The organism is Flagellimonas sp., from assembly GCF_965601775.1.
In the GTDB taxonomy this organism is placed as follows: domain Bacteria; phylum Bacteroidota; class Bacteroidia; order Flavobacteriales; family Flavobacteriaceae; genus Flagellimonas.
This window is the reverse complement of sequence record NZ_OZ271837.1, coordinates 2,090,442-2,108,950: the sequence shown is the minus strand read 5'-3', so window position 1 is coordinate 2,108,950 and position 18,509 is coordinate 2,090,442. Positions and strand designations below refer to the sequence as shown.

The 18,509-nt window shown below is 40.0% G+C and carries 15 protein-coding genes and 1 tRNA gene; 3 read left to right on the top strand and 13 right to left on the bottom strand.

What is annotated here, in order from left to right; translation table 11 throughout:
• Positions 1-1,097: 1,097 nt before the first annotated feature.
• The 5 genes from ACSLUF_RS09685 to ACSLUF_RS09665 all read right to left on the bottom strand — a co-directional run bounded on the left by ACSLUF_RS09685 (position 1,098) and on the right by ACSLUF_RS09665 (position 6,971).
• Positions 1,098-4,079 carry a response regulator gene (locus tag ACSLUF_RS09685; protein ID WP_435622581.1) on the bottom strand — a complete coding sequence of 994 codons (2,982 nt, stop codon included), beginning with the start codon at positions 4,077-4,079 and terminating at the stop codon, positions 1,098-1,100.
• A 98-nt stretch (positions 4,080-4,177) separates the two neighbouring features.
• The gene (locus ACSLUF_RS09680; RefSeq protein ID WP_435622580.1) at positions 4,178-5,167 is read right to left on the bottom strand and encodes a hypothetical protein; all 990 of its coding nucleotides are present in this window, start codon (positions 5,165-5,167) and stop codon (positions 4,178-4,180) included.
• Between the two features lie 142 nt (positions 5,168-5,309).
• Positions 5,310-5,843 carry a collagen-like triple helix repeat-containing protein gene (locus ACSLUF_RS09675; RefSeq protein WP_435622579.1) on the bottom strand — a complete coding sequence of 178 codons (534 nt, stop codon included), beginning with the start codon at positions 5,841-5,843 and terminating at the stop codon, positions 5,310-5,312.
• 20 nt (positions 5,844-5,863) lie between these two features.
• Positions 5,864-6,481, bottom strand: a complete 618-nt coding sequence (locus tag ACSLUF_RS09670) for a hypothetical protein (protein WP_435622578.1) — start codon at positions 6,479-6,481, stop codon at positions 5,864-5,866.
• Between the two features lie 405 nt (positions 6,482-6,886).
• Positions 6,887-6,971 (bottom strand) — tRNA-Ser (locus ACSLUF_RS09665).
• 140 nt (positions 6,972-7,111) lie between these two features.
• On the opposite strand from ACSLUF_RS09665, the gene ACSLUF_RS09660 reads away from it, so the two are divergent.
• Positions 7,112-7,867 carry a sulfite exporter TauE/SafE family protein gene (locus ACSLUF_RS09660; RefSeq protein WP_435622577.1) on the top strand — a complete coding sequence of 252 codons (756 nt, stop codon included), beginning with the start codon at positions 7,112-7,114 and terminating at the stop codon, positions 7,865-7,867.
• Here ACSLUF_RS09660 and ribB read toward each other — a convergent pair.
• The 8 genes from ribB to ACSLUF_RS09620 all read right to left on the bottom strand — a co-directional run bounded on the left by ribB (position 7,864) and on the right by ACSLUF_RS09620 (position 17,375).
• On the bottom strand, positions 7,864-9,000 hold the full coding sequence (gene ribB / locus ACSLUF_RS09655) for a 3,4-dihydroxy-2-butanone-4-phosphate synthase (RefSeq protein WP_435622576.1): 1,137 nt from the start codon (positions 8,998-9,000) through the stop codon (positions 7,864-7,866). The two genes, ACSLUF_RS09660 and ribB, sit on opposite strands and share 4 nt — an antisense overlap.
• 1 nt (position 9,001) lies before the next feature.
• A complete protein-coding gene (locus ACSLUF_RS09650; RefSeq protein WP_435622575.1) occupies positions 9,002-10,465 on the bottom strand; it encodes an LptF/LptG family permease in 1,464 nt (487 codons plus the stop codon).
• Between the two features lie 77 nt (positions 10,466-10,542).
• Positions 10,543-11,190 (bottom strand): LolA family protein, encoded by a 648-nt coding sequence (locus tag ACSLUF_RS09645; protein WP_435622574.1) that lies wholly within the window; start codon positions 11,188-11,190, stop codon positions 10,543-10,545.
• Positions 11,191-11,198: 8 nt separating this feature from the next.
• Complete coding sequence (locus ACSLUF_RS09640) at positions 11,199-13,571, bottom strand: DNA translocase FtsK (protein ID WP_435622573.1); 2,373 nt, start codon at positions 13,569-13,571, stop codon at positions 11,199-11,201.
• A 64-nt stretch (positions 13,572-13,635) separates the two neighbouring features.
• Positions 13,636-14,001, bottom strand: coding sequence for a diacylglycerol kinase family protein (locus ACSLUF_RS09635; protein ID WP_435622572.1), 366 nt, complete (start codon positions 13,999-14,001; stop codon positions 13,636-13,638).
• Positions 13,994-14,500: a thiol peroxidase gene (tpx, locus tag ACSLUF_RS09630; protein WP_435622571.1), complete on the bottom strand. Its 507-nt coding sequence runs from the start codon at positions 14,498-14,500 to the stop codon at positions 13,994-13,996. The genes ACSLUF_RS09635 and tpx overlap by 8 nt, the downstream gene beginning before the upstream one ends.
• Before the next feature lie 91 nt (positions 14,501-14,591).
• Positions 14,592-16,082 (bottom strand): Na+/H+ antiporter NhaC, encoded by a 1,491-nt coding sequence (gene nhaC, locus ACSLUF_RS09625; RefSeq protein ID WP_435622570.1) that lies wholly within the window; start codon positions 16,080-16,082, stop codon positions 14,592-14,594.
• 72 nt (positions 16,083-16,154) lie between these two features.
• Positions 16,155-17,375, bottom strand: coding sequence for a trans-sulfuration enzyme family protein (locus tag ACSLUF_RS09620; RefSeq protein WP_435622569.1), 1,221 nt, complete (start codon positions 17,373-17,375; stop codon positions 16,155-16,157).
• A 149-nt stretch (positions 17,376-17,524) separates the two neighbouring features.
• On the opposite strand from ACSLUF_RS09620, the gene ACSLUF_RS09615 reads away from it, so the two are divergent.
• Together ACSLUF_RS09615 and ACSLUF_RS09610 are read left to right on the top strand one after the other, a co-directional pair.
• Complete coding sequence (locus ACSLUF_RS09615) at positions 17,525-17,989, top strand: Lrp/AsnC family transcriptional regulator (RefSeq protein WP_435622568.1); 465 nt, start codon at positions 17,525-17,527, stop codon at positions 17,987-17,989.
• Positions 17,990-18,063: 74 nt separating this feature from the next.
• Complete coding sequence (locus tag ACSLUF_RS09610; RefSeq protein ID WP_435622567.1) at positions 18,064-18,453, top strand: hypothetical protein; 390 nt, start codon at positions 18,064-18,066, stop codon at positions 18,451-18,453.
• Positions 18,454-18,509: the final 56 nt, after the last annotated feature.

The following is an 18,509-nucleotide window of genomic DNA, read 5'->3' as shown; positions in this document are numbered from 1 at the left end:
TAAGTTTTCAGAAATCAAGATTTTGGATTGATAGCTATTACATTTCGCTCGAATTCTTGCGGTGGTATTGAGAACATCATCCGTATAAACGATGACATTTCAGAATGGAAAATTACTCATAAATCATAATCACTGCGCCCACGAAACAAGATTTCTATTTCTTTATATTAAAACTTAAAAAGTATAAAGTATTGAAAAACAAATACTTAATAAAATATCGATTCCTCTAATTCTTAAATTTTCCATAAAATAGTACCTTTTTATACATAGTACTGTAACAAAAATATTCTTCTTGCGTCTATTCACTGTAAACAAGTTAAATCAATCATTAAAACATAACGAAATGAAAGCAACAATTAACAGAACAGTGACAGAATCTAAAACGGGAAGATATTTCTCAACGCTTAGTGGTAGCAAAAGATCATTATGGGCGCAGTACAGAAATTTTAATCGCTAAAAAATAGGTTCGAAGGAAAGAAAAAACAATTGGGACGAGATTTACGACAACTCAGCAAATGTTATTCCCTTAAGAAACAAAAGCAAAGGATATTTGTACAGAAATCAATCAAAAACATCAAACTATTATGAAAGCATCAATCAACAAAACAGCAACAGAATCAAGAACAGGGCAATATTTCTCTGTACTAAGCGGAAGCAAACGTTCACTATGGGCGCAGTATAGGAATTACAATCGCTAGGAAACTGAATAAGCAATCAAAAAATGACACCAATCACCATCATCAATCAATCAACAATAGAATCGAAAAGGGCAGCTATTCTTTTCAACCAAGGGAATAGCAAGCGGATTCGCTGGACCGAAAACACGGTAAGGTACCTTTAACAAAATCAGGGTTATAGTATTTTCAAGGGACGGATAGTAATCAATATCCGTCCTTTTTTGTTCTTAGTGGACATTACTAAGATTGAGCAACTCTGGAGAAACCATGCTGGTGTTGATTATGAGGAGACACAAATTCTTACATATCAGGGCACCGTGGAAAATGATTTTTTCTTACTCTGCGGGTTTGGTTCATACCTTATAAAATATTCACAATGCTAAGAAGATTATAAGTTTCGTAGTAGAATTCTAGGGATTTTTAAACCTGAATTTCAATATACTGCGAAGGAGCGCACCCGAAGTGCTGCTTAAAGGCAGTGGAAAAATAAGCAGGTTGGTTGAATCCAACTGCATATCCAATTTCAGCGATATTGGTGTGACCTTCTTTCAGTAGGGTTGCGGCTAGTTTTAAACGCTGACTTCGAATAAATTCAGACGTGGAAAATCCGGTCAGCGCCTTTAATTTCCGGTGCAAATGCATCCGACTCAGTCCAACTTGTTCCGAAAAGTAAGAAGCATTAAACTCAGGATTGGTCAGTTCAACATCCAATATTTGTTGTATTCTTTCCATAAGCTTAGTGTCTACCTTGGTTAGGGAAGGTCCTTTAAGTGTTCCCATGGATTGTTTGCCGAATTTTTCTTGCATGGCTGTGCGGGTAGCAATTAATTTTTCAATAACCACCCTTAGCTTGTCCTCCTTAAAAGGTTTAACTATGTAGGCGTCAGCACCTGTTTTTAAACCTGTAAGCTCGTTTTCTTCTCCAGATTTGGCGGTCAGCAGTACTATAGGAACATGTGAGGTTCGCTCATCATTTTTTAACGCATTGCTCATGCTGATACCATCTCGTACCGGCATCATTACGTCTGAGATAATGAGGTCGGGAACAGACTTTAGGGCAATCTGCATACCTTCCTCTCCATTCTCCGCTTCAAGTATTTGGTACTCTTTTTTCAATAAGGTCTTGATAAATAATCTGATTTCTGCATTGTCGTCCACAACCAAAAGAACAGGAGAGGCGCTTTCTTCAAGTTCTGCATCTGTCGTAATACGCTGTAAAACATCCTCATCATTCCTGTTGTCAAATATTGGTAGCTCATCCACCTCCTCAACAATCTCGTTTTTGGAAAATGCATTTCTCTCATTGGGTAAAATGACCTCAAAGGCGATAGTCTGCAGATTGGGTTTAAAAGCACGTACTGTGCCATGGGAAAGGGATGTTAATTCTTGGACTAGTGAAAGACCGATACCAAAACCTTGATGGATCGTATTGTTTTGGTAAAAACGCTCAAACAGAAAGGGAAGTTCCTTTTCAGTTAGATTGTGGTTCGCATTGGTTACCTTAATTATCATCTCCCCATCTTTTTGTTGGGCAACAAAGGCAATATCCCCATCATCCCGGTTGTATTTCAGAGCGTTTGAAAGCAGATTAGTAGTTATTTTTTCCACAATATCCCGATCAAACCAAGCTTCATTCTTAAGGTTGATATTAGCATGGAATTTTATCCCCTTTTGAACAGCTTGATATTGGAAAGGTTCTATCAAGTGATTCAAAAAAAGAGTGATATCTCCCTCGGAAACCCGCAATTTTCTACTTCCTGCCTCAATTTTCGACAAATCCAAAATCTGATTGACGTACTTAAGTAATCTATTGGCATTCCTTTGAATTAGACCTAAATCTGTTTTGTTATCAGCAGAAAGGTCTTTTTGGGATAAGAGATGTGAAACTGGACCTGTAATTAAGGTTAAAGGGGTTCTAAATTCATGGGATATGTTGGCAAAAAACTTGGATTTGGCAGCCTCTAATTCCCGCAGTCTTTTGTTAGTCTTTTGTTTGTTTCTAAAAAGAAAAAATAGGGTTCCAAAAGCCAATCCTAAAACCAACAAACCTCCCACTAACAAATTTCTTTCGTTCTTGGATTTTTGGGCGGCTAATTGGGATTGCGAGGTCAAAAGTTCTATCTCCTGTTGCTTCTTCTCGTTTTGATACTGTTCTTCAACTTCTTTGATGTTCCTAGCGTCTTTGGATGCGGTCAACTGGTCCTTAATTTCCTGCATCTCCCCATTGAGCTTAAAAGCCCTTTTGTAGTTCTCATTGCCTAAGGCGATGGAAACCAGTATTTCATAAACGTCTGCGCGATATTCCAGTTGATAGTATTTATCAAGACGTTCTATTTGCTGGGAAGTATCAAGTAGTTCAAGAATCTCATCTGTTATGGATTTAGCTCTATTATAGTTCCCTATTTCTGTATGGAATTTTCCATAATCGATGGATAATTCGGCCACGCTTATGGTGTCTTTAATTTCTGTGGACAATGCTAGTCCTCTTTCAAGAGTTGATTCAGCTTTTTCAAAATTTGATTTTTTCCGATAGACTTTGTTTAAAACCTTTAAACCTTGGACTTCCAATCGCTTAGACTTCTTTTCTTTTAAAAGTGCATTTCTTTTTACAAGGATTTCTTCGGCTAAATCAAGATTCCCCATCTTAAGATGGATTCGGGCAATGTCATCAGTTATGGAAAGGGCTCCAACTTTGTCGTTAGTGTAGTGAAATCGTTGCTTCGCTCTTTCTAAATACCGCAAGGCCTCGTCCAACTGGCCTATCTCCATCAATACCAATCCTGAATTAGCAACTGCGCTTGTGCAGGCACTGTTATCCAATTGGTTTGCTTGACAGACAGAATCAACCTGATGGTAATAATGAAGAGCCCTTTGAAAAAAAAGTTTTCTTAATTCAATATTGCCGAGAATTAAATTGGCTCGAACCTGTTCTATGGGAAAGTCATCGGAAAGTCTCGCAATTTTGGTCAAAATAGTATGCGCTGAATCAATCTCCCGCTGACTCTGAAGCACGATACTTTTCCAATTCAACAATCGCAACTCACTGGAGAGATATGAAGGCTTACCTTGGACAAGTTCAAGAGACTCATCCAAAATGGCATGGGCTTCCTTATAATTCCCTTGTTGGTTGTCGCACCAGGCAATAAAGGTGGTGAGATATGCATGATTTTTTAAGTCCTCTTTTTTCAGGGTATGGGACAAACCTTCCTTAAGATAGTACTTTACCGAATCAAGATCTGAGTTTTTATATAAATCATAAAATCCTAGATAGGCCTCAATCACAATTGAATCGTTAGAAGAGGTATTGATAATATGTCTCAGGGAATCAATGGCATATTGCTTTTGCGAATAAGACCTATTGCTGAGAAGAGCCAAAAAGAATAGTAATAGAAGTACTCTCATTTTGGTGTGGTTAATTGGAAGGGAACATTTTAAGATACAAAAAATTGTTTTTGCCCTTGAAACAAAGTCCAAGGGAGATGTCGTTATTAGTCCTTTGTTTAGCGATAGTATACCCTAAATCCGGAGCTTGGAAATTCCGAGGGACATGTGCCAGTAAGTTCTCTAACTACATGTAAGGTTCCGTCGGTTTGTAGCTGAAAATAAAAATAACCCCCCGAACTCAATTCGTAACAGTGTTCTGTGGTCACATCTTCAGGGTCCATATTGGTAGGAGCACCAAAGAGCACTCGGTTCACCTGGAATTCCGTACCGCGAACAATTTTAACGGTTCCATTCAGGGCTGTGGCCACATGTAAGGGCGAAAATTCCGTTTGACCAAAATACGGGGTGGAAAACACCTCAACCGTGTCAAACCAAGTACCGGCTATAGTTCCAGATTTTCCTCTAGGCCCCCTACAGCTTAAAGGCTGTGTTAAGGGTTTTGGTCCAAATAAATCATACATCTGGTTGCGTAGAGCACCTGTATAATAATCGTAGGGACAAGAGGCATATTTAAAGGTATCCACAGGATGAAAACGGTCGTTGTTCAAAAAGGTCAGAGGTCGTTCGCTATGGTATACCCCAAAATCAAAGCTTTTGGCTTGGGCTGTTCCTGATGTGGTGCCTATCAAATCCCCTGCTGAGAAACTCAACAGGGTAGGAGGGTTGCCCTCAAAAAGGCTTATTCCTTGACTTATGGCTAGATTTCTAATGGATGAAATAGGATTGGTAATATGTCCAAAACGGATAACCACTTCGCAACTTGCGCGAAACATGGGTTGATAATCAATCCCGTTAAAGGTGACATTCACTAAATCCATATCCACAGGGGCGTAAACGGGTACTTCGGTCACATCTGGTTTTATAAAAACATAGGTGTGTTCCGAAAAATTATGCGCAGCCTGTATTTCCCCTAAAGGTTCAATATGTTCAATATCATTAAGATTTGTAAAGGAGGCCGTAAAAGTAATATTGGGATTTGAACCCGTTTCGCAAGCCGAAAGTGGTGGTGGTCCACTACCTTCACCGTCGTCGCTTCCGCATCCCATTGAAAGGATTAGGAGCAATAACACCCATAATTTTAAAATCTTAAGAGCTGTATTAGTCCAATACAGATTTTTTTCCGCTTGTTGAAATTCTAAAACTCGACATTCCATATCTAACCCAACTTTTTTGTTACGCACTATTTTATTAATTCCATTCGAGTTGACTAATTATATCTTCGTAATCAAGATTTTCTAGCGATGTGGAACCCATATTTGCGGGTATAATCACAAATCGTACCTGATCAATAATATTGGGGATTGGAGTGGCTCCTGCAAAGTAAACACCCAAAATCTCTATTTGATTCCTGGATGCATCCAGAACATAATATAAAGAAACTCCCAAATTCGGTTCGGTCAACGGAATGGAGATAAGACTCTGTGGGGTGGTGGCATTACTTCTTCCATATAGCAGAAAGACCGAATTTTCTATCAACTCTGTGGTTATCCTATTATCAATTAGGGTAGCACTTATAGTATTCCCCAGAATAGGGGAGAAGGTGATATTCAACCATTCTGAAGCGATAATATTGGCATTCCCATTCGCTCCAGGCTCTCCTTGAATACCTTGTTCACCTTGTGGACCTTGAGGGCCAGTTTCTCCATCTTCCGAACTGCATGCTAAAAATAGCATGATGAATGTACTAAACCCTAAAATGGCAAATTTTTTAAAATTTTTCATTTCACTTGTTTTTATTTGGTTTATGGGTCAATACCCAAATATTCGATAACTTCTTCATAGCTCATTTTGGCATAGTTCATAGGGTTCCTTTTATCATCCGTTGACGGAGGTGCTATAATTATGTATCGAAACAGGGTTTCAGGACCTAGATATTCGTCACTGGCCACTGAACGGCCGTATGATTCGATTTGAAGAAATAGACCATTTCCAGAAATTCTGTTCCGTATGGCCAATTCTATACTTCCATTTATATCAAGTACATATAAAGGCAGTAAATCTATTCTAGTAATGGATGGATTGGGCTGATATCTTCGGTATATCAGGAATACATTGTTTTCTCTTTCAAGTTCTGATAAAATCAAATCCGGAATTCGGTGAAATTTAAAATCAGCCAAGTCAGTGTCCCAGGTATCGATTTCAAACCATCCTGAAGAAATGACAGTAGAGTTGGCATCTTGTCCGTCGGCACCATCTGTGCCATCGACTCCCGGCTGCCCTTGTGGGCCTTGTTCCCCTTGCAGTCCCTGTTCTCCTTGCGGTCCTTGTGGCCCCGTTTCACCGTCTTCTGCGGAACACCCGACCAATGAAGAACACAGAACTAAAGGGATGACTATTAATAAAATTGCTTTTGCTTTCATCTTCTCTTCTTTTAATTAAGTACTTGTTTCTTGTCTACGGGGGAAGATTTCTAGGATAGTGTGCTTGAACAAACTCACTACTTTTTCAAAAGTAAAGGCAACTTGTTCTTGTCTGTTTTTGGTACGTAACAAATGATTTTGAATATGTAACATTGAAAAGAATCGCAACTTATTTCGCGCACCGTGTTTTCTGGATTAGCTATAACTTTCTTTAGTATTGAATAAATCTTGTTATCTCCTAAATAAGAAGTGGAGTTCATTCAATTTGATAAAGCACATCTAAACGTATCGATTACGAACAAAAGGGCTTCTTTGGTAGTTGGGTGGTATTCTTATGCAGTTGCAATTGACATTTGCTCATTGTAGAAAACGAAAAAGCTTCACATTTGTGAAGCTTCTCTTTTGCGGAGGAAGAGGGATTCGAACCCCCGGAGGTGTGACCCTCAACAGTTTTCAAGACTGCCGCATTCGACCACTCTGCCATTCCTCCTGTAAAACTTTGCGGGCCCGCCCGCCGTAGTCTTTGCGTAGGCGGGTGCAAATATAACAAGCTTTTTTGGTTCTGTGAAAGTTTGTAAAGTTTAATTTTTGTCCATTTTTAATCGCCTTTAACGACCTACTTTTGTGCCCATGGATTCGTGGTATCATTATGCACTTTTGATTGCAGTGGGCTTTGCGGTGGGCTTTATCAATACCATTGCAGGAGGGGGTTCTCTCCTGTCCCTTCCCACATTGATTTTTATGGGTTTACCTCCTGCCGTGGCAAACGGCACCAATCGGGTAGCCATAGTTATTCAGACGGCAATGGCTACAGCTGGATTTAAAAGTAAAGGCATTTCTACCTATCCATTTAGCCTATATCTCGGAATTTCTGCTTTCTTGGGCTCTATTATTGGTGCCCAAATTGCAGTGGATGTTGATGGTGAAACCTTTAATAGGATTTTGGCCATGGTAATGATAGCGGTTGTGCTGATTATCATTTTCAAGCCCAAAATGAAGCTGGAGGAAATGGAGGAACGCCTAACAGGCAAATACCTGTGGTTGGGTATTGTGGTTTTCTTCTTTTTTGGAATTTACGGCGGATTTATAAATGCCGGACTTGGATTTTTAATGATTCTCTTTATGCATTTTGTGAACCGAATGAATCTAGTACGTGTAAATGCCACGAAGGTCACAGTGGTTTTTATTTACATGCTATCCGCATTGGCCGTATTTGTCTTAAACGACAAGGTAAATTGGAAACTGGGACTAATACTGGCCATTGGAAATGGTTCCGGTGCTTGGCTAGCCAGTAGATTCTCGGTAAAAAAGGGAGATGGATTCATCAAAACCTTTTTGGTAGTCATGGTCATTACCATGGCCATAAAACTCTGGTTTTTCCCTTAATAGTTGACGTACTCTACGATTTCCAGTCCGTAACCTACCATTCCAACTCGTTTGGTCTTTCCGGAATTGGTCAACAATCTAATTTTTGAGATGTCAAGATCGTGCAGAATCTGGGCGCCTATACCAAAATCTTTGTTGTCCATTTCAATTTTGGGAGCTTTAGAAATACCTTGGGCCTGTAATTCTTTGAATTCAGCGAGTCGACCCAATAGATTCATGGATTGATTTCCTTGATTTATGAATATCATAGCACTTTTCTCTTCGGCGTTCAGGACTTTGAACATTTTATGAAGTACTTCGTCTGGATTATTGGTAAGCGTGCCCAGCATATCATTATTTACCAATGTCGAATTAATCCTAGTTAGGATGGGTTCCCCACTTTTCCAGGTTCCTCGGACTAAGGCTATGTGAATTTGGTCATTGGTGGTCTGTTTATAGGCTCTAAGTCTGAAGTTTCCAAATCGGGTTTTGATATCAAAGGCTTCCTTACGCTCAATCAGGCTATCATGCTCCATACGGTAGGCAATTAAGTCCTCAATGGAAACAATTTTTAGGTCAAATTTCTTGGCAACTTCCATAAGCTGAGGCAAACGGGCCATGGACCCGTCCTCATTCATAATTTCCACAATTACTCCAGCAGGTTGAAGACCGGCCAAGCGTGCAAAATCAATGGCAGCTTCCGTATGACCTGTACGACGTAGCACTCCGCCTTCCTTGGCAATCAATGGAAATATGTGCCCTGGTCTTGCCAATTCATGGGGTTTTACTGATTTATCAGTAAGTGCGATAATTGTTTTTGCCCTGTCAGCAGCGGAAATACCTGTGGTTACCCCATTACCCCGTAAATCCACAGAAACTGTAAAAGCGGTTTCTAAAGGGTCAGAATTATGAGTTACCATCATGCCAAGGCCTAGTTGTTTGCAACGACCTTCGGTTAGTGGGGCACAAATCAATCCCCGACCATGGGTCGCCATGAAGTTTACGGTTTCTGGTGTAATCAATTCCGCAGCAGCCACAAAGTCCCCTTCATTCTCCCGATTCTCGTCGTCAACCACGATGATTACCTTTCCTTGTTTGATGTCAGAAATAGCTTCCGCAATGGTATTCAATTGTATTTTCTCTTTTGTGACCATTTTATTTTTTCTCTGTCTTGTCTTTTTTCTTAAATCTAAAAAAGCTAGAAATGCGCTCTACTAAATTGCCATCCCCCATTAATCCACGGTCTGCCGTTGCCCGTTTCGTTAAATATATTCCCAACGGAAGCATAATTAGAGTAGACAACCAAGCACCAAAGGCCGGATGGATATTTCCTTCCTTCGCATAATTTCCGGCAAAAACCCCTATAAAATAATACGTCAAAAATAATACAATGGCGATGACCATGGGCAGTCCCAAACCACCTTTTCTAATAATGGCTCCTAGGGGCGCTCCCACAAAAAATAGGATGATACAAGAAAACGCCAAGGCATATTTCTGATGTAGGGAAAGAATGTGACTATTGTAAAATTTAAACCGTTTTTGGAGTTCGTCTTTTTTAGACTTTACCGTGTTTAGAATTCCAGTTACAGTGGTCTTGGAATTATTTAATACTTGCAATTTTTGCCAGACTGCCATGTCCTCCAAAAGCTGGTCTACATTTTGGATACTGTCTTTTTGCTCCCTGTCATCCTTGGTATCTGCCTTCTTTTCGTCCACTTCTTTTTGTAATTGTGTGCCTACCTCTTCCAATTTCAAACTGTCTTTTCTAGTGAGTAGGGGAAAGGCGCCCATACGGCTAGATATGTTTTTGGAAAAAGCTTCCACTTTCTTAAGATTGTCTTTTCCAAGGGAATCAATATCCTTTACCAATCGGGTAACATTTTTCATTTTGTTGGTGGTAATGTTCCCATCTTCTTCTAAATCCTGATCGTTTAGCTCTGATACATCGATGTTTATGGTATACGTTTCAAACTTGGATTTGGCAAAAGGATGTTTGCGACGGTCTTTATTGGCTTTTGGCTTTAGTTCCTCGTAGTAGTTTCCATCTTTAAGAACCAATTGAATAATGTCGGAATCCTCGCTACTAATCAGTTCTCCGGTTTTGGCTTTAATGACGGTATTGTTTACTCCCTGTATGGTTTTTTTGTGGATGACAATATTTTCAAGAAAACGGTCTTGTTCACCGTATTTTCGTTCCACTTTAATGTTCATGCCTTCACCAGTTCCTTCAAAATCACTGAAAACACCCTCCGTAATGGCCGCTGCGGGTTTAACCTTGGCAATATTTCTTCTAAGATTAAATGTTTTTTGTTCGGATTTGGGGATAACGTTATTGGCAAAGAAAAAAGTTACACCACCCAACAGAATGACAAAAATTATGAGGCTTCGCATGGCTCTTTGCAGTGAGATTCCGGAAGCCTTCATCGCAGCAAACTCATAGTTTTCAGCAAAAGTACCAAAAGTGAGTATGGACGAAAGTAAAACGGTCAGTGGAAGTACTTTGTCCACTAGACTAGGCATATAATAAAAAAGGAACTTGCCAATAATGACCAATCCCAATCCTTTTCCAGCCAAATCATCAATAAACAGCCAAATCCCCTGAAATATGAAGATGACCATTAGGATGACAAAAGAGCTGAAGAAATTATAAAGAAATCGCGATAAAATATACCGGTCAAGTATTTTTAAATCCAATGCTAGTTTCTTATGATATAGTAGCCTTCGTCTTCGTATTTTTTCTCGTCAAAGGTAAACAAGGTATTGGATAAGGCCTGATTGGTTTTAAAAGAATTAACGGTTATGGTGGTTTTTGTTCCGTTGTTCCCGGTTTCAATCAGTTTATAGATGTGTTTGGTCTCCGCATCAACACCCAAAAGAATGGAAGTAATTTGAGAATTGGTATCAATGGGAACCAACTTAACATATTGAATTTTTCTGCCTTGGACATCCTGCAAAATATCCCATTTATAGGTATGTCCCTCCCGGTAAAATGTCAGCATTTTTGATGGAGTAATCGTATTCTCATCCTCCGATTTGTCCTCTATGGTGACCTCTTCATTATCAGGAACTACGGTATAGACCTTTTTTCCATCATAGAGCTGTTTGGAGCCAAAAAGGTCTACTAGGTATTTGTCTCCCATAAGCGTGGCATTGCCCCGGGTTTCACTCTTCGTATTGGCTTCTTTATTTTCTAGGGAATATTTGAAATCAACATAGATATTGTTGTACCCCATAACTTTATTGTAAACCTCATCCAATAGTGCCTTGGCTTTAGGGGAATTCTGGGAAAATCCAGAAAAACCTATGGAAAGGATAAAGACAGAGAAAAATATTTTTTTGAACATGGCGTGTTTTATTTTTTTTCGTTTTCCAATAGTTGTTCAAGGGAAAATATATCCGGAACAAGTACTTGACGTGCTTTGCTTCCTTCAAACGGGCCAACAATACCCGCTGCTTCCAACTGGTCAATGATTCTACCCGCTCTATTATACCCTAATTTCAGTTTTCGTTGAATCAAAGATGCAGAACCTTGTTGGGCCGTCACGATTACTTCTGCGGCTTCTCGGAACATGGCATCCCTGTCTGCGATATCATAATCAATCCCCGTGCCAGAATCTTCTCCTACATATTCAGGTAAAAGATGGGCTTCTGGATAGGCTCTTTGCGAACCAATATATTCAGTAATTTTTGCCACTTCGGGTGTATCCACAAAGGCGCACTGCAATCGCGTCACATCGTTTCCTTGGGTAAACAGCATATCTCCACGACCAATCAATTGATCTGCTCCTTGAGCATCCAAAATGGTTCTGGAATCTATTTTTGAAGTAACCCTAAAAGCGAGTCTTGCAGGGAAGTTAGCTTTGATAATTCCAGTGATCACATTTACCGATGGCCGTTGCGTAGCGATAATCAAATGAATTCCAATGGCTCTTGCCAATTGCGCCAAACGTGCAATAGGAGTTTCCACTTCCTTGCCAGCGGTCATAATAAGGTCAGCAAACTCATCTATGACCAAAACGATATAGGGCAAAAACTTGTGTCCGTCATTGGGATTAAGCTTTCGTGCCTTGAATTTGGTATTATACTCTTTTATATTTCTTACCATCGCCGTCTTCAACAACTCATAGCGATTGTCCATCTCGATGCAGAGGGAATTCAAGGTATTGATAACTTTGGTTGTGTCTGTGATAATAGCCTCCTCAGAATCAGGAAGTTTTGCCAAAAAGTGTCGCTCAATTTTGTTGTATAGCGTAAGTTCTACCTTTTTTGGGTCCACCAAAATGAATTTCACTTCGGCGGGATGTCTTTTGTATAGGAGTGAAGTGATTACGGCATTTAATCCGACGGATTTTCCCTGTCCAGTGGCACCAGCCATCAATAAATGGGGCATTTTGGCCAAATCCACTACAAAGGTCTCGTTGCTTATGGTCTTTCCAAAGGCAATCGGCAGTTGCATTTCTGCTTTTTGAAATTTACTAGAAGCAATGACCGAGCGCATGGAAACAATGGTCGCATTTTTATTGGGAACTTCAATACCGATGGTTCCTTTGCCCGGGATGGGTGCAATGATACGAATACCCAAGGCAGCCAGCGATAATGCAATATCGTCCTCTAAATTCTTGATTTTTGAAATTCGAATTCCAGCCTCTGGAACTATCTCATATAAGGTTACCGTAGGACCAATCGTTGCTTTGATTTGGGCGATGCCAATTTTGTAGTTTTTTAAGGTACTGACAATTTTATTCTTGTTTTCTTCAAGCTCTTCTTGGTTGATAGTAATTCCACCAGAGGCACCATGAGGGTCCAACAAATCAAGAGGCGGAAATTTGTATTGACTCAACTCCAGTTTCGGGTCAAATTCGCCAAAATCCTTAACTAACTTGTCCGATTTTATATCCTTTTCTTCCTTTTCTTCAACTACCTTCTCTACTTTGAGACCTATATCTTCTATTTCTTCTTCCTGCTCCGGTAGGTTGACATCCAACCCAGATTCTTTAACAAGCGGAGGAATGTCTTTCTTGTGGGTATAAGTGCCTATTTTTTCTGTTTCAGTGTCCTCCATACTCAGTTCGATACTGTTGTCCCCAGCACCAACCGTTGCCATTGCGGGAGTACCTTTTTTGGTATTCGATTTAAAGGAATTCCGTTGTTTTCGAAAGAAGTTGGCGAATCCCTCCGGAGTAAAATTGAAAAGTCGCACGAGAATTACCATCAAGACAAAAACAAGAATAAGGAATATGCCAATTTTGCCTACATAGTCTTGAAGAAAGTCGTTCATTTCAAAACCAATGGAACCTCCCAATAAGGGTTGCTCATAGGCAAAAAAACCTAAAGAAATAGAAACCCAAATGGTTCCTAGTATACCCCAAATCCATTTAGAGATTAAACCTTTTCGGTCCAATCCCAAAAAAAGGTATAAGCCAGTGATAGCGAGGAGCAATGGAAAAGTAAATGAGGCCAATCCAAAGCCCTTGTACATAAAAAAATGACTTACAGAGGCACCAAACTTATTGAGCAAATTGCTCGCTTCAGCGTTTCTGTCTTTGAATTCGGATAAAAGACTTTGGTCTTCCTGCCAGGTGAAGTAGTAAGACATGAATGAAAAAAAGAGCGCAATACTTAGCACAATCAACAAACTTCCCAAAATGATTTTGTTCTGTTTGGATAGGGTAAATGACTTCTTCTTTGAGGTTGAAGATTTTGATTTTGTTCTCTTTTTGGCCATTAAAAACTGAGATAATGGGGCTAATTTACAAATTTACGTTTCCAGTACTGGTTTTGGATGAGGTTTAGAACAGTTTGGGAACATAGATGATGAATCCCGCAATACTGGCAAATATGGATACTATCATAACGGCTCCAGCAGAAATATCTTTTATGAATCCGATTTTTTCATCATAGTCGGGTTGCACATAATCTGCCAATTTCTCTACGGCCGTATTTATACCTTCAATACCCATCACCAGCCCTATGGCCAATAATTGGACAGTCCATTCGATGGGTGAAATATTAAAATAAAATCCAGCAGCAGTTACACCAAGTGCAATAACAAACTGAATTTTGATGCTTGATTCGGTCCTAAGCAAAAGAAACATGCCCTTTAGGGCAAAGCCAACACTTTTAATCCGATTGACCAAAAAAGACTCCCTAGGCATTCCCCAAAGCCTCTAAGGCCGCTTTATAATTGGGTTCGTCGGCAGTTTCAGAGACCTGCTCAGTATAGGTGACGGTTCCTTCCTCATTCAGTACCACTACCGCTCGGGAATGTAATGTCTGGAAGGCACTATCCGCAAACTCAACACCATAGTCTTTTCCAAACTTACCTGTTTTATAATCCGAAAGCATCTCTACATTTTCAATACCTTCTGCTCCACAAAACCTTGCTTGGGCAAAAGGTAAATCTTTAGAGATACAAAGGACTTTAGTGTTTTCCAGACTAGCCGCTTCTTTATTAAACTGTCTGATGGATTGGGCACAGGTTCCCGTATCCACGCTGGGAAAAATATTGAGTACCAATTTAGAACCCTTATAATCGCTCAATGACGCCTCTGATAAGTCAGATTTGGTCAATGTGAAACTTGGAGCTTTATTTCCAGAAGCAGGCAGTTCACCCACTGTGGTAGCTGGATTCCCCCCTAAAGTTATTGATGCCATACGGTATTTTTTAATTTGGTGTGAAGGTAAAAATATTAGCTAGGAAGAACTAAGTTCTTTCAGATTTTTTAATAACAAAATATGAGTGTTTTTAAGCGGTGGTTGGGGTGACCAATTGTTTGATTTTAATTTTAAATGCTGCAAACAATAAGGTCATAAATGGGCTTAACCAATTGAAAATAGCATAAAAGAAATACTCACCAACGCTCACGCCCAGGACCCCGCTATGATATGCACCACAGGTATTCCAGGGCACTAAGACCGACGTGACCGTACCAGAGTCCTCCAGTGTACGACTTAAATTTTCCGGTGCGAGCCCTCTCTCCTTGTAGGCTTTAGAAAACATTTTACCGGGAACAACCAAGGCCAAATATTGGTCCGAAGCGGTGACGTTTAAAGCTAAACAGCTCCCAACGGTACTGGCGAAAAGTCCGAAAGTGGTTTTGGCCATACTCAAAAGGGATTTGGTAATACGTTGAAGGGCGCCAATACCGTCCATAATACCCCCAAAAACCATAGCGCAGATAATCAACCAAATTGTTCCTAACATTCCTTTCATGCCTTTAGCTGAAAATAAATCATTCAACTCTGGATTGTCCGTCGCTATGGATGTCTCAACCGTAATCGCATTTAGCATGCCTTTATAACCGGTCTCAAAATTAAGTTGTTCTCCACCTCCTAATTTACTTACGATTTCTGGCTGGAAGATTAGCGCAAATACTCCGCCAAGTAAAGTCCCTATTAATAGGGCGGCGAGGGGAGGAGTCTTTTTTACAATTAGAAAAATCACCACGATTGGCACAATGAAAAGCCATCCATTCACATTAAAGGCCGAATCTATAGTGCCCAGAATGGCATCTGTATCGGCGACACCAGAAGTATTTATCGTAAAACCTAAAATGATAAAGACAATCAATGTAATGGAAACCGTGGGTATCGTGGTCCAGGCCATATACTTAATATGCGAGAACAAATCTCCACCGGCCATGGCAGGTGCCAAATTGGTAGTATCACTTAAGGGTGACATTTTATCTCCAAAATATGCCCCAGACAGAACAGCCCCTGCGGTCATGCCCAATGAAATTCCAAGAGCTTCACCAATCCCTATTAAAGCTATTCCTACTGTCGCGGCTGTGGTCCAACTGCTTCCAGTGGCGATTGAGATTATGGCACAAATGATTACACATGCCGCTAAGAAAATAGTTGGGTTTAAGATTTGAAGTCCATAATAAATCATGGCGGGAATGATACCACTTACCAACCAAGTGCCGGACAAGGCACCCACCATCAAAAGAATAAGAAGTGCTCCAGTAGTGGATTTTACATTTTCCGCTACTTCGGCAATCATCTGTTTGTAAGATACCTTGTTGAAAAAACCGACCATGGCGGCTACTGCACCACCCAAAAGAAGAATAAATTGATTGGAACCACTTAAAGCGTCATCACCAAAGACATAAACGTTATAGGCCAGCATAGCAACCAAAGCGAAAACCGGAATTAAGGCTTCCCAAATATTCAGTTCCCTGTTTTCAATAACTTTTTCGTTTTGTCTGTATTTGGCTTTTTGCTTTTTCTCTGACATGGGTCCGCGTTTGGTTAAGGGTAATATTACAACATTGACCCTAGCTATGCAAAAAACCAAGTACTTTGGGAATTAGGCCTCGACCTTATCCGTAGTAAGAACATCATGCTTAATCATGCATTCCCGCATGGAAAGATAGGTTTGGTGAATATCATCATCTAGACCTATGGAAAAACGTATTAAGCCATCGGTTAATCCCATTTGTTCCTGTTCCTCCATGGGTATTTCCGAAGATGTAGAAGTTCCTGGAGCGCTAAACAGTGTTTTATAAAACCCTAAGCTAACAGCCAGATATCCTAGATTGCTTTTTTGCATGGTTTCCATGAGGGCATTAGCGGTTTCAAGATTACCGACATCTATAGTCAGAAGTCCGCCATAACCATATTCCTGCACCATTTGGGATTTCATGGTTTCGTGTCCTTTATGACTTTTTAGTCCAGGATATACCACTTTTAATCCATCATTCTCAAAGAACTTGGCGAGATATAGGGCATTTTCGCTGTGCTTTTTCATTCTGATGTGCAATGTTCTGAGATTTTTCAAGATGGAAGCTGCTCGGAGGCTATCCAAAGTACTACCCAGCAGCATCCCTGCTCCCTCATTGACATCCTTCAATTGCAAACAAAATTCTTTTGAAGCGCAAACCACTCCGGCAACTGCATCGCTGGTTCCATTTATGAATTTAGTAAGACTATGGATTACAATATCTGCTCCCAATTTGGCGGGAGCGATACTCAAAGGAGAAAATGTGTTGTCAACTACCAAAGGGATACCATGCTTTTTTGCCAATTTCGCCAAAGCTGCAATATCTGAAACCTCCAAAAGCGGATTACTTATGGCCTCACAATAAATCATTTTTGTTTTTGAGGTAATATTCTCTTCAACGATTGAAATATCCGTAGTATCCACAAAAGAGGTTTGGATATTGAATTTCTTCAAAAAGTTTTTCATTAGTGCGTAAGTGCCTCCATAAATGGTCCTACTGCTTACAATATGGTCACCCGAATCACAACATTGAAAAATCACAGAAGAAATAGCCCCCATACCACTGGCATAGACGTTAGCGCTCTCGGTACCTTCAAGTGAGGCGAGTGCCTCACCCAAGTATAAATTTGAAGGGGAAGAATGCCTACTATATAGATAGCATCCTTCGGTATTGCCCTCAAAAGTGTCAAACATGGTTTTGGCCGAAAGGAAAGTATAGGTCGAGGAATCTGAAATGGAAGGATTTACTCCTCCAAATTCCCCAAAATATTGAAGGTCCTGAATGCGTTGCGCAGCGCTATCTTTCATGGTACTGATTTTTATCAAAAATAGAGTAAGTAAGAATTAAAATCAATACTATATTTTATTTATAGAATAAAAATTTATATTTATTAATTATTAAAGAACTAAAATCATAAATTAATTCATTTTAAATGATTTAAAAGAAAATTTTTAATATGGATGCACAGGATGAATCACTGTTGACTCTACTTCAAACCGATAGCAAGCGAACCAACAAGGAATTGGCCAACCATCTTGGTCTTTCAACCACGGCGGTTTTTGAACGCATTAAGCGCCTAGAAAGAAAGGGTGTAATTAAAGGGTATGTGGCTTTGGTAGACCGAAAAAAGGTCAATCGGAGTTTTATGGTACTCTGCCATGTTAAATTGATTCAGCATACCAAGGACAATGTGCTCCAATTTGAAAGAGAGGTGCAAAAACTGGAGGAAGTTTCTGAGTGTTTCCATACTAGTGGGGACTACGATTATATGCTTAAAATAAGTGTGGCAGACATGGATGCCTACCGACAATTTATGGTCACCAAGCTTACCGCCATCAAAAATATTGGAAGCACCCAAAGCGCTTTTGTCATTAAAGAAGTAAAGAATTCCACAGCCATACTTTTACAAACTTTAACCTAAATCGCTGTTAAAGTGGTTCTGGTGAGACAATTTTTTTGTGACATTTAGGTTCAATCAGAAAACGAACCGCAACCATGTCGCCAAAAAACCGGGTGTTGCTCACAGCAACGGCTACCATTATCGGTACACTTTCACTTATCTTATACACTACACTTTCCAGAGATGTGCTCTTTGACAATGTAAGTTATTGTACTTCCACCTCTGGCACCTTGATGTTAAGTGGTATGTCCGTGTTACTGTCTTCCGTGGTATCTGGTTTTTTGGCTTCTTTAATTGTGGTTCGTGATAACACCTGGCCACATATTTTGATTTCATTCTTTATAGTGGGTAAAATGTGCTTTGTTGCGCTCTGCGGGGAATGGAGCGGGCCTTTTTGGTTTGAAACAGGTCAACATCTTTCACTATTGGCCGGGCTTTGGATAGGTTCCTTTGGTGCTTCAAAGTTTCCGTTGGCTCCCATGTAAAATACAGGAGGTTTCCCAAAAAACATTCGTATTTTTACAGCCGTTTTTATAAAAGA